14 protein-coding genes are annotated in these 18513 nt (G+C 54.7%); 6 read left to right on the top strand and 8 right to left on the bottom strand.

Going from position 1 to position 18513, the window contains the following annotated elements:
* The first annotated feature begins 58 nt into the window (after positions 1-58).
* Both ACMZ66_RS12505 and ACMZ66_RS12500 read left to right on the top strand, forming a co-directional pair.
* A complete protein-coding gene (locus tag ACMZ66_RS12505; protein WP_416937537.1) occupies positions 59-2383 on the top strand; it encodes a putative bifunctional diguanylate cyclase/phosphodiesterase in 2325 nt (774 codons plus the stop codon).
* 74 nt (positions 2384-2457) lie between these two features.
* The gene (locus ACMZ66_RS12500) at positions 2458-3126 is read left to right on the top strand and encodes a DNA-3-methyladenine glycosylase I (protein ID WP_416937536.1); all 669 of its coding nucleotides are present in this window, start codon (positions 2458-2460) and stop codon (positions 3124-3126) included.
* Positions 3127-3141: 15 nt separating this feature from the next.
* Here ACMZ66_RS12500 and ACMZ66_RS12495 read toward each other — a convergent pair whose 3' ends face one another.
* On the bottom strand, positions 3142-3882 hold the full coding sequence (locus ACMZ66_RS12495) for a 3-oxoacyl-ACP reductase family protein (protein WP_416937535.1): 741 nt from the start codon (positions 3880-3882) through the stop codon (positions 3142-3144).
* Positions 3883-3987: 105 nt separating this feature from the next.
* Here ACMZ66_RS12495 and ACMZ66_RS12490 point away from each other — a divergent pair, with 105 nt between their 5' ends.
* Positions 3988-4608, top strand: a complete 621-nt coding sequence (locus ACMZ66_RS12490; protein ID WP_416937534.1) for a TetR/AcrR family transcriptional regulator — start codon at positions 3988-3990, stop codon at positions 4606-4608.
* Between the two features lie 46 nt (positions 4609-4654).
* Here ACMZ66_RS12490 and ACMZ66_RS12485 read toward each other — a convergent pair whose 3' ends face one another.
* Entirely contained in the window at positions 4655-6712 is a 2058-nt protein-coding gene (locus tag ACMZ66_RS12485) for a protein meaA (protein ID WP_416937533.1), read from the bottom strand.
* Between the two features lie 290 nt (positions 6713-7002).
* Here ACMZ66_RS12485 and ccrA point away from each other — a divergent pair, with 290 nt between their 5' ends.
* The 3 genes from ccrA (at position 7003) to ACMZ66_RS12470 (ending at position 12447) form a co-directional block, all read left to right on the top strand.
* Positions 7003-8283, top strand: a complete 1281-nt coding sequence (ccrA, locus tag ACMZ66_RS12480; RefSeq protein ID WP_416937532.1) for a crotonyl-CoA carboxylase/reductase — start codon at positions 7003-7005, stop codon at positions 8281-8283.
* Positions 8284-8445: 162 nt separating this feature from the next.
* Positions 8446-10113, top strand: coding sequence for an acyl-CoA dehydrogenase family protein (locus tag ACMZ66_RS12475; RefSeq protein WP_416937531.1), 1668 nt, complete (start codon positions 8446-8448; stop codon positions 10111-10113).
* Positions 10114-10347: 234 nt separating this feature from the next.
* Positions 10348-12447: a methyl-accepting chemotaxis protein gene (locus ACMZ66_RS12470; RefSeq protein WP_416937530.1), complete on the top strand. Its 2100-nt coding sequence runs from the start codon at positions 10348-10350 to the stop codon at positions 12445-12447.
* Positions 12448-12547: 100 nt separating this feature from the next.
* On the opposite strand, the gene ACMZ66_RS12465 is transcribed toward ACMZ66_RS12470, so the two are convergent.
* The 6 genes from ACMZ66_RS12465 to ACMZ66_RS12440 all read right to left on the bottom strand — a co-directional run bounded on the left by ACMZ66_RS12465 (position 12548) and on the right by ACMZ66_RS12440 (position 18400).
* Entirely contained in the window at positions 12548-13714 is a 1167-nt protein-coding gene (locus tag ACMZ66_RS12465; RefSeq protein ID WP_416937529.1) for an adenosylhomocysteinase, read from the bottom strand.
* A 103-nt stretch (positions 13715-13817) separates the two neighbouring features.
* On the bottom strand, positions 13818-14447 hold the full coding sequence (locus ACMZ66_RS12460) for a glutathione S-transferase N-terminal domain-containing protein (protein ID WP_416937689.1): 630 nt from the start codon (positions 14445-14447) through the stop codon (positions 13818-13820).
* Positions 14448-14723: 276 nt separating this feature from the next.
* Entirely contained in the window at positions 14724-15164 is a 441-nt protein-coding gene (gene cynS, locus ACMZ66_RS12455; RefSeq protein ID WP_416937528.1) for a cyanase, read from the bottom strand.
* Between the two features lie 38 nt (positions 15165-15202).
* On the bottom strand, positions 15203-16117 hold the full coding sequence (locus ACMZ66_RS12450; RefSeq protein WP_416937527.1) for an ABC transporter ATP-binding protein: 915 nt from the start codon (positions 16115-16117) through the stop codon (positions 15203-15205).
* An 11-nt stretch (positions 16118-16128) separates the two neighbouring features.
* A complete protein-coding gene (gene ntrB / locus ACMZ66_RS12445; RefSeq protein ID WP_416937526.1) occupies positions 16129-16959 on the bottom strand; it encodes a nitrate ABC transporter permease in 831 nt (276 codons plus the stop codon).
* A 1-nt stretch (position 16960) separates the two neighbouring features.
* Positions 16961-18400: a CmpA/NrtA family ABC transporter substrate-binding protein gene (locus ACMZ66_RS12440; RefSeq protein WP_416937525.1), complete on the bottom strand. Its 1440-nt coding sequence runs from the start codon at positions 18398-18400 to the stop codon at positions 16961-16963.
* Positions 18401-18513 lie beyond the last annotated feature (113 nt).

Raw genomic sequence — 18513 nt, 5'->3', positions numbered from 1 at the left:
CGGCTTTTTACAACGGAAGTCCCTCAGCAGCCGGCTGCTTTTCATAGCATTGCCGCTGGTGTCGCTGTTCTCGCTCGCGCTGTTCGTGGTGTTTGGCTATGTCAGCTACAAGGTTCTGCGTGACGACCTGAACGGCAAGGTCGAACAAACCGCCGACATTAACGCACGCGTGCTGGCGACCCCGTTCTGGTATCTTGACGTCGACAATATCGAATCTGCGCTGAACGCCATGGCACGTGACCGCGACATCGTCGCCGTGCAGGCATTGGGCGCAGACGGCACCGAATTTGCCCATACGGGCGTTTCCCAATCCGAACTGGCTGATACGCTGCGTCTGTCGCGCCGGGTCTACTTCGAACGCAACAATGTCCGCCACGATGTTGGCGAACTGGTGATTTACTTCACCGATGCGCGTGTTCAGGACCTGCTGTTCCGCCGTATCGCGATTGACATGATCCTGTTTGGCTTGCTGATCTCTGTCGTGGCAGCCAGCCTTTTGATTGCAAACAAACGTTCGATCAAGGAACCGCTGAACCGTCTGCTGCATTCCATTCGAATGACCAAGCACGGCCGACTGCGTCGTCCGGTTGAATGGAACAGCTCGGACGAACTGGGCCTTTTGATTCGCGAATATAACGAAATGGTCGCCCTTCAGGGTCAGGCACAGGAAGAAGCCCAACGTAAGCAGGCCCTTCTTGAAGCAACCCTTCACAATATCGGTCAGGGCATCTGTCTGTTCGATCAGGACCTGAACCTGATGGTCTGGAACGAACGCTACATCGAATTGCTGAACCTGCCGCGCGATCTGGTCAAGGAAGGCACGCCGCTTTCCGATATCCTGCGCTATAATGGGGAGCGCGGCGAATATGGCGATGTCAGCATTCAGGCGCTTATTTCCGACCGTGTTGCGATTGCGCGTCGTCGTGAACCCTATCGCATGGAACGTACTCGCCCGAATGGCCGCGTCATTCAGGTTGATCACAACCCGATGCCGGGTGGCGGTTACGTTGCGACCTATACCGACATTACCGAACGTAAACAAACCGAAGCACGCATGCGTCACCTTGCGGTCCATGACGTTCTGACCAGTCTTCCAAACCGTACCCTGTTCCTTGACCGCCTGCGTCAGGCATTGCTGTCCGCACGTCGCTTCCAGCGCGGTGTAACGGTTCTGTTTGTTGACCTTGACCGGTTCAAGGACATCAACGACCACTTCGGCCATGATGTCGGCGACTTGATGATCCAGGAAATGGGTCAGCGTCTATCGCGTATTATCCGCGATTCGGATACGGCGGCCCGTCTGGGTGGCGACGAATTCGCGATCATTCAGACCGACGTTCAAAACATCGAAGACACCATCGCCCTTGCCCAGCGCATCATCGACGAGCTGTCCCAGCCGTTTGATTGCCGTGGTATTCGCCTGCATTCGACCGCCAGTGTCGGCATCACCTTGTTCCCGGAAGATGGCGAAAACCCCGAACAGCTGGTCAAAAACGCCGATATGGCGATGTATGCCGCCAAGGCCGAGGGCCGCAACAATTACCGCTTCTTCCTGCCGTCCATGCACGAGCGGGTCAAGGAACGCAAAACCATCGAGGAAGATCTGCGCAACGCGCTCGAACAGGATCAACTCGAACTTTACTATCAGCCGAAAATCGACTGCCGCACCGAACGCGTTGTTGGTGCCGAGGCCCTTGTGCGCTGGCATCACCCGGAACGCGGCCTGATCCTGCCGGGCGAGTTTATCTCGGTCGCTGAAGAATGCGGTCTGATCAACCGTCTGGGTGCGTGGGTTCTTGAAAAGGCCTGTAAACAGACGCAAGCTTGGCGTGAAACCTCGCTTGCAGGCATGCGCATTGCGGTGAACCTGTCGCCGGCACAGTTCCAGGATGCCGAACTGGTCGATAGTGTAACCAAGATCGTCAAAGACACGGCCCTTCCAGAAGGCACGCTGGAACTTGAGATCACCGAATCCATCCTGATGAACAACCCGGAAAAAGCGGTCTCGACGCTTAAGGAGCTCAAGGCGCTTGGCGTGATGATCGCGATTGATGACTTTGGCACGGGTTATTCGTCGCTGAACTATCTCAAACGTTTCCCGGTCAGCTCGATCAAGATCGACCGCTCCTTTGTAAACGACATCCATGTTGATGTTGATGACAAGGCCATCGTTGATGCCGTCATCGGCCTTGGCCACAGCCTTAACCTCGAAGTGGTTGCCGAGGGCGTGGAAGAAGTCGAACAGCTGGTCTATCTACAGGAAAAGGGTTGCGACTTCATTCAGGGCTTCCTGTTCTCCAAACCGCTTCCGGCGACAACGTTTGAAAGTTGGGTTTGCGAGCGGCACGGCATTGAACTCGAAGCAATCGCTGCCAAATCCTGATCCGGTCAGAATTTTTGCAAAACAGTCAAAGCCCCGCTTTGGCTGTTTTCTTATTTCAAAGGACGACCCGCCCCATGCGCCCGTTTCATGACATCGAACAAGCCGCCATTGCACGCAAAGGAAGCCAACAGGCGCTTGAAGCCCTGCTGCAAACGCCAAAATCCGCAGACGACATCGGTGCAATCGCGCCCGATCGGTTTCTGTCGGAAATGAGCAAATGTGTCTTTCAGGCGGGCTTTAGCTGGAAAGTTATCGATGCCAAATGGCCGCGCTTTGAAGAAGTGTTCGAAGGATTTGATGTAGGGCGCTGGTCAATGATGCATGACGAGGATGTCGAACATCTGCTGAAGGCCGAAGGCATCGTTGCGCACGGGCCAAAGATCAAATCGGTCGGTGATAATGCCCGGTTCCTGCTGTCACTCGCCGCTGAGCACGGCAGTGTTGGCGCGTTCTTTGCCAATTGGAAGACTAGTGATTATTGCGACAATCTGCGCATCGTTCAAAAAGGTGGATCGCGCCTTGGCGGGAAAACCGGTCAGGTGGCGTTACGCCGTCTGGGGGTCGATACCCCGATCTTTTCTGGTGACGTACTAAACGCGCTTGATGCCGAAGGTGTGGTTGGCAAAATGCCGTCCTCGAACAAGGACTTCGCAGCGGTTCAGACAGCATTTGATCAGTGGCATAGGGAATCCGGCCGATCGTTAACCCAGATCAGCCAGATTCTTGCATGGTCTGTCGGCTAAGAACGCCAGCTGTGATCAGGCGTTAATCCCACTATCGACGGTGAACTCGGCCCCGGTGACAACCTTTGCCTCCGGCCCGGCCAACCAAGCGATCAGGCCTGCTGTGTCATCAGGATGGCTATAGTGCGGGATCGACATCAAACCGCGCTGCGCATCGGACATCTGACCGTCCGCCGGGTTCATATCGGTATTGGTTGATCCCGGATGAATGATGTTTGCCGTGATACCGCGCCCACCCAAATCACGTGCCAGACCGCGGGTAAAACCGATCAGGGCGGCTTTCGACATGGCATACAGGCTAATACCCGGCCAAGGCACTTTATGGGCAAGGTTACTGCCGATCGTAATGATGCGGCCGCCTTCGGGCATGTGACGCAGAACCGCTTTGACCGCAACAAACACAGCACGGACATTGATGTCCATCGTTGCATCAAATCGATCAATCGTCAGATCATCAATCGGGGCCGCATCAAAGATACCGGCATTGTTCACCAGAATATCGACCTTGCCATAGGCGTTGGCTGCCTCGCCAAGCGCATTGACGATATCAGCTTCATCACGGTTATCGGCCTTGATCGCGACAGCCTTGCCACCACCAGCTTCAACGTCACGAACAATCGCCTGTGCCTTTTCGTCAGACTGAACATAGGTGAAGGCAACCGCCGCCCCATCGCGCGCCAGACGTTTGACGATAGCGGCTCCGATGCCGCGACTTCCACCGGTAACAAATGCGACCTTTCCTGCGAGGTTCTGCATCATAAACTCCATTTATGTAGTGATCATTACATAAATGCTGGCAGACTTGCTTTCTGGCGTCAATTAATTTATTTAATGATCACTACATAAATAAATGAGACCGATATGGCAGCGCGCGGCAGACCACGGAATTTTGATCGGAATGATGCACTGGACAGGGCACTCGACCTGTTCTGGAAGCATGGCTATGACAACACATCCATGGCGGATCTAAGTGCCGCTATGGAACTGCGCCCGCCCAGCATCTATGCCGCCTTTGGCAGCAAAGAAGGCCTGTTTGAAGAGGTTGTTGATCTCTATATCGAACGGATCGGTAGCGGTATCTGGGGTGATCTTGACCAGTTCAAATCCGCCAAGGAAGCCACCCGCCATTTGCTGGTGTCGACCATCGATACATTCAGCAATGGCGAAAACCCGCATGGCTGCATGATCGTTCTGGCTGCACCGCAGCCCGATTCTGAACATTCCCAAGTCTCCCAATCACTTTGCGATCGGCGTCAGAACAATGCACGAGCACTCAAAAAGATTTACCTTGATGCGATCCGGCGCGGTGAAATCCCGCGCGGTGCCGATGTTGAACGCATGGCGAATTATTACGTAACCATGCAACACGGCATTTCGATCCAGACCCGCGACGGGGTGGATCGTGACGCCCTGATGGCTGTGGCCGATGCGGCCATGGCGACCTGGCCCAGCCTGATCAGAACGTCACTGGCGGCAAGCTGATCTGCCTGCCACCAGTTTCAAAATCCGGCTCAGCTTTCACATTGCCCTAGTAGACGGATGTCTCGCCAACCGCATCTTCATGGTTGGTCTGTGATCCCACCGGTCGATCCGATGATTTGCGATCGACCAGATCAACGATTTCGGAAATCACGCGAACAAGCTGATAGTCCTTTGGCGTGTAGACCTCCGAAACCCCCATCTGACGCAGAACTAGCATGTCGGCTTCGGGGATGATGCCGCCAACCACGACCGGGATATGACCGGCCCCTTGGGCACGCAGGCCATTGACCACTTCACGCACCAGTGGCACATGTGATCCCGACAGGATCGAAAGACCGATGACATGCGCGCCTTCGTCGATCGCATTGCGCACCAATTCCTGTGGCGTCCAACGGATGCCTTTATAAAGGACCTCAATCCCGGCATCGCCTGCTTTGACGGCAATCTGTTCTGCCCCGTTGGAATGGCCATCAAGGCCCGGTTTGCCGACCAGCATTTTCATGCGTTCGCCAAGCTTTTCGGATACTTCATCGACCCGGTTGCGGAGTTCCAGAATGTTTTCCTCATCCCCGGTGACGATCATTGATGTGATACCGGTTGGCGCCCGATATTCACCAAACACATCGCGAAGTGTCTCGGACCATTCACCGGTGGTGACACCGGCATGGGCACACGCGATCGAGCTTTCCATGATGTTGCGCCCCTCGGACGCAGCCGATTTTAGGTCCGCAAGGCTTTTGGCGACTTCAGCCTGATCACGATCAGAGCGCCAGGCTTTCAGCTTTTCGATCTGTTCCTGTTCGGCCATGTCATCAACCGTCAGGATCGATTTTTCACCCGATGTCAGCGGCGATGGTTCGGTTTCGGTAAAGGCATTCACACCAATCACCCGGGTCAGGCCACATTCGATATCAGCCAGACGACGCGCGTTGGAGCGCACCAGTTCCTGTTTCATATAGCCACGATCAACAGCGGCAATCGCACCACCCATGGCGTCAATCTTGGCCAATTCTTCGCGCGCACCTTCTTTGAGCGCACCCACCTTGCGTTCAATCGCCGGGTTGCCATCAAACAGGTCTTCATATTCCAGAAGATCGGTTTCATAGGCCATGATCTGTTGCAGGCGCAGTGACCATTGCTGATCCCAAGGGCGCGGCAGACCAAGCGCCTCGTTCCAGGCGGGAAGCTGAACTGCACGCGCACGGGCATTTTTGGACAGAACAACTGCCAGCATCTCGATCAGGATGCGGTAGACGTTGTTTTCGGGCTGCTGTTCAGTCAGGCCAAGCGAGTTAACCTGAACCCCATAGCGGAATCGGCGGTACTTCTCGTCTTCGATGCCGTATCTGTCGCGCGTGATTTCATCCCACAGTTCGCAAAACGCGCGCATTTTGCAGATCTCGGTGACAAAGCGAATCCCGGCATTCACAAAGAACGAAATGCGCCCGACCACTTTGGCAAAGTCTTCTTCGGGCACCTGACCCGAATCGCGCACGGCATCAAGAACCGCAATCGCGGTTGCCAGCGCATAGGCCAGTTCCTGTTCTGCCGTCGCACCAGCTTCTTGTAAATGGTACGAGCACACATTCATCGGGTTCCATTTGGGAACCTCGCGATAGGTAAAGGCCGCGACATCTGTGATCAGCTTCAAGCTGGGTGCAGGCGGGAAGATATACGTCCCGCGCGACAGATATTCCTTGATGATGTCATTCTGGGTCGTGCCCTGCAGGCTTGAACGTGCCGTCCCCTGCTTTTCAGCGACCGCTATATAAAGTGACAAAAGCCAGGCCGCAGGCGCGTTGATCGTCATGGACGTATTCATCTGATCAAGCGGGATGCCATTAAACAATGTCATCATGTCACCCAGATGGGCGACCGGCACACCGACCTTCCCCACCTCGCCGCGGGCCAGAATATGGTCCGAATCGTAACCGGTCTGGGTTGGCAAATCGAACGCCACGGACAATCCGGTCTGCCCTTTTGCCAGGTTCTGACGATACAGGGCATTGGATGCAGCAGCCGAACTGTGCCCGGCATAAGTGCGGATCAGCCACGGGCGATCGCGTTCCGGCTTTGCTGCGCTGCGCTTGTTCTCCATCGACATCGCGACCTCTTGTATTTTTATTACCCTATGTCTTTACGATAATTACGCCTGAACGTTATTAAATTATCTACTAGACATCACTTGGGTAATTATATAACAATTTGTGCAACGCGATAAAAGCGAAAACAAATATCGCCCAGGTTATAACTGCACACAAACCGCAGAAAACCGGGAGATGACCAGGGAAAATAAAACGAATTCCGTGGCTTGGAGGATCCGTCGACCGCAACGCAGCAAAGGTAATTTCATTACCCTGCTAACCGGATCGACCCGAACAAGGAGTGAAGGCCATGAATACCACTGCTGAAGTGCTGCCTTTCCGTGGCGGTCAGGAAGAAAAAGATCTTTATGAAATCGGCGAAATCCCGCCATTGGGCCATGTGCCGAAGAATATGTATGCATGGGCGATTCGCGAGGAACGCCACGGCGAACCCGATACCGCCATGCAGTGCGAAGTCCTGCCGGTAACCCAGCCTGACAGCCACGAGGTGCTTGTTCTCGTGATGGCGGCTGGCGTTAACTATAACGGCATCTGGGCATCGCTTGGAAAACCGATCTCGGTGTTCAATTCCCATGATTGCCCGTTCCACATTGCCGGATCGGACGCATCAGGCATCGTTTGGGCGGTTGGGTCGAAAGTCACCCGCTGGAAAGTCGGTGATGAAGTCGTCATTCACTGCAACCAGGATGATGGCGACGACGAAGAATGTAACGGCGGCGACCCGATGCTGTCCCCGACCCAGCGTATCTGGGGTTATGAGACGCCAGACGGATCGTTTGCACAATTCACCTGTGTGCAGGCACAGCAGTTGATGCCGCGTCCCAAACATCTGACCTGGGAAGAAAGTGCGTGCTACACGCTGACGCTTGCGACCGCATATCGCATGCTGTTCGGGCATCGCCCGCACATCCTGCGTCCGGGTCACAATGTTCTGGTCTGGGGGGCTTCAGGTGGCCTTGGATCCATGGCGATCCAGCTGATCACCACCGCCGGGGCCAATGCGATTGGCGTTATTTCCGATGAAACAAAGCGCGACTTTGTTTTGGGACTGGGTGCCAAAGCCGTCATTAACCGCAAGGATTTCAATTGCTGGGGTCAACTTCCAACCGTGAACGGGCCGGAATTTGGCGACTATATGAAAGAAGTCCGCAAGTTTGGTAAGGCGATCTGGGAAATCACCGGCAAGGGCAATGACGTTGATATCGTCTTTGAACATCCGGGCGAACAAACCTTCCCGGTATCGTGCAACGTTGTGAAACGTGGTGGCATGGTTGTGTTCTGTGCCGGTACCACCGGCTTTAACCTGACCTTTGATGCGCGCTTTGTCTGGATGCGTCAGAAACGTATTCAGGGCAGCCACTTTGCCAACCTCAAACAGGCAGCACAGGCCAACAAGCTCGTGATCGAGCGTCGTCTTGATCCAAGCATGTCCGAGGTCTTTAGCTGGGAAGACATTCCGCGCGCGCACATGAAAATGATGCGTAACGAACACAAGCCCGGCAACATGGCGGTTCTGGTTCAGGCCAAACGCCCGGGCATGCGGACCCTTGAAGAAGCAGTTGAGGGCTAGTCCCACATTAATCCTCAACTGATAGCTGGCACCCCGCTCGCGCGTTCTCGCCCGATCCGCGCACGGGGTGCCACCACCCTTTTGCCAACACTATTAATATGATCGATACGTGATCGACCGGTGCAATCGCCCCACACGATTGCCGACCCGAGGACAAAGAAAATGACCGACACCGTACTTTTGCCTGACCTCGAACGTTTGTGCGACGATGCGCTGGCTGCACTGGCCCCGGTTTACGATGCGGCTGAAAATGCGCTGCGTGCTTCTGTTACGGTCGATGGCCGCATCAATGCCGATGCGTTTGATAACAATCAGTTTGCCGCCCATGGCTTTGCCTGGTTCACCACCTATGTCACGGCCCTTGGTCAGATGAAGGCATGGTCGGACCGCCTTAAAGATCAGGGCAAGCTTGGCAATCTGGAACAACTGATCCTGCAAGCAGCCTTTGGCGAATATCTGGCACAGATCCAGGGTGGCATTCCGATGTCACAGGGCGAAATCATCCGTCTTTCGACCCTTGGTGTGCCTGATAGCGCCATCAAAACGCTGTGTGCCAATCCGGCCGTCATCACCCTGTCGACATATGGCAATTCCGATGCGACCCGTCGCGCCATTGCTGCGGAAATCGAAGACAGCCTTGATACCGGTCGCTTTGGTGAAACTGGGCTTGAGGACGAAACCCTTGATATGGTCCGCGATCAGTTCCGCCGGTTCGTTGATGAAAAAGTATCGCCCCACGCGCATGGTTGGCACGAACGCGATGAATTGATCCCGATCGAGATCGTCAATGAAATGTCCGAGCTTGGCGTTTTCGGCCTGACCATCCCCGAGGAATTCGGTGGCCTTGGCATGGGCAAAACCGCCATGTGCGTTGTGACCGAAGAATTGTCGCGTGGCTATATCGGTGTCGGATCGCTTGGCACGCGTTCGGAAATTGCCGCCGAACTGATCCGCCTTGGCGGCACGGACGCGCAAAAGGAACATTACCTGCCAAAACTGGCATCGGGTGAAATCCTGCCAACGGCGGTCTTTACCGAACCTAACAATGGATCGGATCTGGCGCATTTGCGCACCCGCGCGGTCAAGGATGGTGACAGCTATAAGGTGACGGGCAACAAAACCTGGATCACCCATGCGTCACGTTCTGATCTGATGACGCTTTTGACCCGCACCAATCCCGATGAAGCAGGTTATCGCGGTCTTTCGATGCTGCTGGCGGAAAAACCGCGCGGCACGGATGACAATCCGTTCCCGGCAAATGGCATGTCCGGCGGCGAGATCGAGGTGCTTGGCTATCGCGGCATGAAAGAATACGAGCTGTCCTTTGACGGGTTTGAGGTCCCGACCGCGAACCTTTTGGGCGGCGAAGAAGGTCAGGGCTTCAAACAGCTGATGGCAACCTTTGAATCCGCACGTATCCAGACTGCAGCGCGTGCTGTGGGTGTTGCCCAGAACGCGCTTGAGATCGGCATGCGCTATGCCAAGGATCGTATTCAGTTTTCCAAGCCGCTTTATGCCTTCCCGCGTGTGTACGGAAAAGTTGCATGGATGGTGGTTGAGACCATGATCGCCCGTCAGCTGACCTATTTCTCGGCGATTGAAAAGGATCAGGATATCCGCTGCGATATCGAGGCCGGTATGGCGAAACTTCTGGGCGCACGTGTTGCCTGGTCGAATGCCGATAACGCACTTCAGATCCATGGCGGGAATGGCTATGCGCTGGAATATCAGATCAGCCGTGTGCTCTGTGACGCCCGTATTTTGAATATTTTCGAAGGTGCCGCCGAGATCCAGGCACAAGTTGTAACCCGTGGTCTTCTGGGCCGATGACCAGCTAACGGGTTGAAAGCCGAACATATTCTCATTGCGAACCGTGGCCCATGTGAAAAACAAGGGTAACCTAGGCCCGTCACCCTTGACGGGCCTCTTTTCAATATCAACCTAAAGTATGATATATTTTACATTATCCACTAGTGATAAACTGCCCGGATAAACACACAGAAACCCTACAATCTGTGGAAAACAGGCTGGAATGCCTCTAGGGAAAAAGGGAGAGACGTTTCAATGAATTACGCCTCTACAATGTCGGAAAATACAATTTATGCGCGAATAGGCGAAGCCAAAGGCCTATTTGATGAACATGCTGCTCAGTTGGCAGAAAGCATTGTCGCAGAATTGTTTGGGTCCGGACAAAGCAGCGCCGATCCAAGCGATCCGCGAAGCCGTGCCGATGGCCTTGCCCTGCGTTTCCGCACCATGGCCAATGCTGGCTCTGCAACCGAGTTTAACAAATGCTTTGATGACCATGTGCTGGCAACGTCGATTACCGGCATCACGCCAGATCGTCTTGTCTATGCTTATCACAAGGCCGCGGCAAGCTGTGCGGCACTGGTATCACGCACCAAAGGGGTTCGTTCAACCCCGACACTTCTTGAAGCTGCACGGTCTGTCCTGATGGCCGATATGGCCAGCCTGATGTCCGCCCAGCAAAAGCAGTTTGCCCGCCAGCGGTCTGCGTCTGAAATTCAGTCGATGTCGGAAATCATCGAACGTGAGACTGACAACATCATTTCCGAAGTCGGTTTCCAGGCCGGGCGCACCAATGACGTCGCCCAGGCGATGGAAAATGATGCCAGCGAGCTGTCACAACTGGTGGAACGCATCACCGCAACCACGGACATCGCCAGCAACAATGTCGCCACAGTCGCATCCGCAACCGAGGAACTGCAGGCATCCAGCCACGAAATTGCGGAACGCATTCACAAAACCAATGACATTGCCGGTCAGGCCGTGATCCGCGCGCAGGAAACCTCGCACACGATGAACAGCCTGTCGGAAACCGCAAGCGAGATCGGCAAGGTTGTCGATATCGTCAAACGCATTTCCGATCAGACCAAGATGCTGGCACTGAACGCCACCATCGAGGCCGCCCGTGCCGGTGATGCCGGCAAAGGCTTTGCCGTTGTCGCAAACGAGGTCAAAAACCTTGCGACCCAGACTGAAAAAGCGATCCAGGACATCAATTCCCAGATCACCGCAATTCAGGGCGCAACCTCCGAAGCCGTAACCGCGATTGAGGGCATCGGTGGCGCGATTGACGAAGTCAGCCAGCTGTCATCGGATATCTCCACCTCGGTCGAGCAGCAAACCGCCGCCATTGCCGAGATTTCCGCAAGCGCACAGGAAGTGTCGACCCATATGCAGGGCATTTCGGGCGATATTGAACTGGCCAGTGCGAAATCGCAGAATGCCAGCGAGACAGCAGAGAACCTGCGCATCCTGTCGTCCAATATCCGCAATGACATTGCCGAAATGGAAAGCCGGTTCCGCACGGTTCTGCGCAGTACGGACAGTGCCAACCGACGTAATGAAGAACGCGTTCCGATTGCTGTCGACATCAAGGTCGATTTTGGCGGCGGGGACATCCGTTCGGGCGTTTCTGCGGATATGTCACTGGCAGGCCTTCTGGCCCGCATTGATGCCAAGGAAAAGGATCGCGGCAAACCGATCAAGATCACCATGGATGATGGCACGACCCTTAAGGGCATCATCAAGGCGATTTCGACCCTTGGCACGCATATCCAGTTTACCGAAGTTGATGAACGGGCAACCCAGGTGATTTTGGGCAACCTCAAGAAAACCCATGATCATGATGGCAAGATTGCCGAGCTTGGCAAACAGCTGGCGATTGATCTGGGCAAGGTTCTTGAGACCGGTGTTCGCAACAACGAGATCAAACGCGAAGACCTGTTCAGCCCGCGCTATGAGCCAATTGCAAATAGTGATCCGAAACAGTTCATGACGCCCTATATCGCGTTCACGGACCGCAACTTCACCCCGCTTCAGGAAGCCATTCTTGAAAAAGACAAACATATCGTCTTTGCCGCCGGGGTCGATTTCAACGGCTTCCTTCCGACCCATAACAAGGTCTATAGCCAGCCGCAGCGTCCGGGTGAACCGGCATGGAACATGGGTAATTGCCGCAACCGCCGCATCTTTGATGACCGTGCCGGTTTGATGGCAGCCCGAAACACCAAGCCCCATCTGCTGCAAACCTATTTCCGTGATATGGGCGACAGTGTCGTCTTTATGAAGGAATGTGACGTTCCGATCATGGTGAATGGGGAACAGTGGGGCAATTTGCGGATCGGCTACCGCGCGTAAGGCCTCGGAACCGAGCAAACGATAAAAAGAAAACACCCCGGTCATCTGGCTGGGGTGTTTCAATTTTGGCATTCAACGGGCCATGCCCTTATGGGCGGTATTAGCTGTGCGAATGCAGGATGGCTTCGGCAATTTCGCGTTCGATCTCCACCGGGTAATCATAGAAGCCAGGCTTGAACGATGCCGCACCACCTGATGCCAGCCAATCAATACCCCGGATCAAAATGGCTGAGAACGGATCAAACAGATCCTTGCCCGATCCCCCCATGCCCGGTGCGAGATTCAAAAGGCTACCACGGTTCAGCAGGTAAACTTCGCGGCTGTTATCGAACTCGAACCGTTCGATATAGCGGCGCATCTTGGTTTGTTTCTGGGTATCAAGCCACGCAACATCGATCTCGGTATTGGAATGGCCGACATTGACCAGAATAGCGCCACGGCGGCACTGTTTGATCTGTTTTTCGCCCAAAATGCCCGAAAGACCCGTCGCGGTGACAATGATCGCGCATTCCTTAAGCCCGTCTTCAAGGGCAACAACGCGGCAACCATGGTGCTGTGCTTCAAGGGCGCGGACCGGATCGCGTTCGGCAACCGAGACCACCGCACCCAGATTGCGTGCACGTTCGGCAACACCGCGTCCAACCGGACCAAAACCGATCACCAGAACCGAACGACCATACAGCGCCAATCCAGTGACGTTGGAGAAGACCGGCCACATTTCCTGTGCCACATGGTGGCGGTTATGCAGGCGGTCTTTAATGGCGATGTCGTTCCAGTTAAACACCGGGAAGGAGTAATCGAGCTTTTCAACGCGGTGCACACCCGTCGTGGTGGCTTCAAGCGCGCCATCGACCTTGTGGCCTTTTTTGACAAACGCCTCGATCAGCTCCCCGCCCATGTCGGCGACAATGTCGGCAGGTTCGGACGACAGGATATCGATGCTTTTGGCGTATTCTTCAGGCGTCATGCCGGAAAATGCATGGACCTCAACCCCGTTGGCCGCAAGATAGGCCGCAGCGACGTCATCGGTGCTGTCCGGGTTACACGCACCCACCTTGACCTTTGCACCGGCTTTTACGAACGGAAGCAGGGTCGGAATGGTGTCTTCAAGAACATGCTGGAAGCTGACGATGGTTTTGTCGCGCAGGTCGCGCTTGGCGACGTAATTGCCGTATTTCGCCGTTACCGGGCAGATGACTTCGCGCCATACAAGCGTCTCGTCATTGATCTGTTGGGCAAGGGATGGGTCCTTGATGCGGCTGGTCATGGGTATGTCTCTTAACTTCGTGGGCGAATAATGCCCCACTAGTTAAAGCCAGCCTGACCGGATGGAAAGCATTTCTGACCATCCGGTCAAACTAAAATTCAGATCAGTCGCGCGCCGGAATGTTCAGGCCACGCTGAACCGCCGGACGGGCAAGACCGCGTTCAAGCCATGCTGCAACCTTTGGAAACTGATCAAACTCGACCAGATCACCAGCATCATAGAAACCAATCAGGTTACGTACCCAGCCAAGGCTTGCGATATCGGCGATGGTGTATTCATCGCCCATGATCCAGTCACGGCCATCAAGACGGGTTTCAAGCACGCCCAGAAGACGTTTGCTTTCATTGACATAGCGGTCGCGCGGGCGCTTGTCCTCGATATCCTTGCCAGCGAATTTGTGGAAGAAACCAAGCTGGCCAAAAATCGGACCAATTGCCGCCATCTGGAAATAGACCCACTGCACGGTTTCCATGCGCTTGACCGGATTGGTCGACAGGAACTTGCCCGATTTCTCGGCCAGGTACTGCAAGATCGCACCGGATTCAAACAGGGCAAAAGGCTCGCCATCCGGACCATTCGGATCGAGGATCGCCGGAATTTTGCCGTTCGGGTTCAAAGACAGGAATTCAGGCGTCCAGGTTTCGTCCTCGCCGATATTGATCAGGTGCGGCTCATAGGCAAGGCCGGTTTCCTCAAGCATGATCGATACCTTCACCCCGTTCGGGGTCGGCAGGGAATAGAGCTAAATCACATCGGGATTCTTCGCAGGCCAGCGCTTTGTGATGTCGAACGTTGACAGGTCGGCCATGAAAGGTTCCTTTCGGGTCAATAGATTAACAAGTATCATTGACCATAACATTTAGCCCATGTTTGCAATTCCGCCAGCGGTAATCGGTCAACGAACTGTTTCTTTGTGACATCACAGCAAAACCGGCCTGCGCGATGCAGACCGGTTTGACGGGTGCAAATGGGCTGCACCAAATATGGGGCCTGACATCAGGCCATCATTTCACCAGGCGCGGTATTTCAGGAATTTACCATCAAGGGTGATGACAACGCGGTCGCCTTTCGGGTCTTCCTTGTGTTCGATATACATCTCGTAATCGATCGCGCTCATGATGCCATCGCCAAATTTCTCGTGAATGATTTCCTTGATGGTTTCGCCGTACACACCAACGATTTCATAAAGGCGATAGATTGCCGGATCGGTCGGAACCGCCTGATCCCAGATTTTCATCGGGCACTCCTGCAGCACGGCCGATGCTTCTGGTGGCAGATCAAACAAGGCAACCAGCATGTCGGCCTTGTCCTTTGGCGCGGAATTCATGCCAAAGCATACGGACGTCGTCCAGACCGGCGACATGCCGATCTTGCTGGCGATTTCTTCCCAGCCAAGGCCTTTGGCTTTTTTGGCTTCGATGATCAGTTCTTTGACATCTGCTTTTTTCACAGCTTTTCTCCTACTCTGTAATCAGCGTGCGTATCGGGTTATTTCGCGCGGCTTGTTGCGGGTTTGCGATTGTCGGACTTGCCGGCAATGACACCGTCACCATGGGCCCCGAACCGCACAATGGACGGCTCGGTCGCCACACCATCTTCCTGCTTGCCCGCAAGCGCCTTGGAACGCGTTGCCAGGAATTCGACGAGATGGTTTCGGATGTCGTAGTAATCGGAATGGTGGATAATGTTGGCCCGTTCGCGCGGGCGCGGGATATCGACCTGAACGAACTCAGCCACCCGGGCATAGGGCCCATTGGTCATCAGCAAAATGCGATCGGCCAGCAAAATGGCTTCATCCACATCATGGGTGATCATGAAGACCGTCTGATCAGACCCCGACCAGATGCGGATCAACTCATCCTGAATGCTGCCACGGGTCAGGGCATCAAGTGCACCAAACGGTTCATCAAGCAGCAGCAATTCCGGCTGAATGGCAAAGGCACGGGCAATCGACACACGCTGGCGCATCCCGCCCGACAGTTGCGATGGCTTGCGAAGCTCCGCCCCGCCAGCCAGCCCGACCATTTCCAGATACTTCATGGAATGTTCGTGGACCTGCTTCTTGCTCCATGATTTGTAGCGGGCCTGAACGGCAAAGGTGACGTTCTTAAGCGCTGATAACCATGGCAGCAGGGAATAGTTCTGAAACACGATCCCGCGATCAAGGCTGGGGCCAGAGACCTCCTTGCCATTCATGATGACTGCGCCATCGGATGGCTCATCAAGACCAGCAAGGATATTAAGGATGGTTGATTTGCCACAGCCAGAATGGCCGATGATGCAAACGAACTCGCCCTTCTCAATCCCCAGATTGACGTTTTCAAACACCGTGAGCGGCTCGCCGCCCTTTGGCGCCTGAAAACGTTTCGAGAGATTTTGCAAACTCAGGAATGGTGTCGACATATCAGGTCTCCTTATTCCTGGTACTGCACAAGACGTGCGCAATAGGCGAAGGCGGTATCAAGCAACATGCCGACAACGCCGATCATCAAGATCGAGAACACCACGCTGGTCAGATCAAGGTTGTTCCATTCGTTCCAGACGTAGTAGCCAATCCCGGTGCCACCCACGAGCATCTCGGCTGCCACAATCACAAGCCATGCGATGCCGATTGAAATCCGCATGCCGGTCAGGATGGTTGGCGCTGCTGCCGGAAGAATGACGATCCAGGCGGTTTTGAACGCTCCCAATTCATGGGTGCGGGCCACATTGACCCAGTCCTTGCGGACCCCGGCCACACCAAAGGCCGTATTGATCAACATCGGCCAGATCGAGCAGATAAAAATCACAAAGATCGCCGATGCCTGACTGTCCTGAATGACAAACAGGGCCAAAGGCATCCATGCCAGCGGGGAAATCGGGCGAAGGACCTGAATAAACGGATCAAGCGCCTTGTACATCAGGGGTGACATCCCGATCAGGAACCCGACCGGAATGGCAATTGCCGCTGCAAGGAAATAACCGCTTAGAACGCGATACAGCGAATAGCCAATCTGGATGCCAATACCCTTGTCGTTGGGACCGGCGTCATAGAATGGATTGCTGAGTTCTTCCCATGCCTTGGCAATGACGGCTGAGGGCGGGGGCACAGCGGCTTTTGGCTCTGCCCCACCCATCAGAAGTTCATATTCGGTAAGTTCGCCAGCAAGCTCCTGCTTTGGGCTGGCGGCCTCCCAAAATCCGAGGAAGACCGCCAAAAGCACGAGCGACAAAAGCAAAGCCCTGGCATTCAAGGATGCCAGCATATCAGCTTACCCCTTTGCCGATGGCGAAGCTGTTGACATAGGCCTCAGGCTGATCCGGATCGAAGGTCTTGCCCATGATCGAATAGCTTTTGTAAGTCTCGGTCGGTGCTTCGTAGCCAAGCTCTTTCATGATCTTGGCGCAGTCGGTCGCGACATAGACTTCTTCGGCGATTTTCTTGTAATCGATGTCGCCTTCGATATAGCCCCAGCGTTTCATCTGCGTCAGGATCCAGACACCCATCGAATGCCACGGGAACGGATCGAAATCGATGCGATCAGGAACGTTTTTCACTTCGCCCAAACCATCGGCGTAGCGGCCGGTCAGGACCTGCTCAATCACCGGAACCGGCTGATTCAGATAGTTGGCCGGTGCGATGGCAGCCGAGATTTCCTTGCGGTTTTCCGGCTTGGCAGCGTATTGGGTCGCATCAACGATGGACTTCAAAAGCGCGCCATAGGTGTTTGGCAGTTCTTCAGAGAACGCCTTGGAGCACGCAAACGCACAGCACGGATGACCTTCCCAGATATCCTTGGTCAGGGTGTGCAGGAAGCCGATCTTTTCCCAAACCGCACGCTGGTTAAACGGATCTGGCGACAGATAGCCATCAAGGTTACCCGCACGCAGGTTTGCGACCATCTCGGGCGGCGGAACGACACGGATCTGGATGTCTTTATCCGGGTCCAGACCATGCTCGGCCACGTAATAGCGCAGCAGGAAGTTGTGCATCGAATATTCAAACGGCACACCGAACTTGAAGCCTTTCCAGTCTTTCGGATCGCGCTTGTCCAGATGGTCGTTATGCAGAACGATGGCCTGACCATTGATGTTTTCAACAGCTGGCATCAGGAACGGCGTTGCGGTCGAACCCGCCCCCATCGAAATGGCCAGCGGCATCGGGGTCAGCATGTGTGACGCGTCATATTCATTATTCAGCGACTTGTCGCGGGCAACCGCCCAGCCAGCCGTCTTGATGACATCAACATCAAGGCCGTATTTCTCATAGAAGCCCATCGGCTGGGCCATAATGATCGGTGTTGCACAGGTAATCGGAACAAAACCGATATTGAGCTTTGCCTTTTCCGGCGTCCCCAGATCATCAAGGATGGCTGCCTTAACCTTGTCGATCGGCAGAACCGATGCCAAGGCCGCCATCATGGTGCCGCCGCCAACCATCTTGGCGAAGGATCGACGTGAAATCTCGTTATGACCGAAAACGGATCGGACAATTGCGCTGTCGATGGCGCGGTCGAGAATTTCTTCGCTGCTTTCCGGCGTTTTCGCGACCATGTCGCTGTGCGCTGGCATGCTGGCAAGATCGTGGTCAGCATGGGACGCGTGTTTGTGATCCCCTTTCGATGCGCAAACTTCACAGCCGCATGATTTGCTATGACGCAAATCGACATCACCACTAAACGGATCGCCCAGACTTTTGACTGACATGTGATCACCCCCTGTGTTGTTAAGCCGCCCATTGGCAGCACCAGATGTTCGGATCAACAACAGCAACCGACGTGCCAGTTTGTGCAACGCAGCAGTTTTCGTTGAAAATGCTG

The organism is Thalassospira sp., assembly GCF_048059015.1.
GTDB lineage: Bacteria > Pseudomonadota > Alphaproteobacteria > Rhodospirillales > Thalassospiraceae > Thalassospira.
The sequence above is the reverse complement of the archived record's forward strand: the minus strand, read 5'-3'. Positions and strand labels throughout refer to the sequence as shown.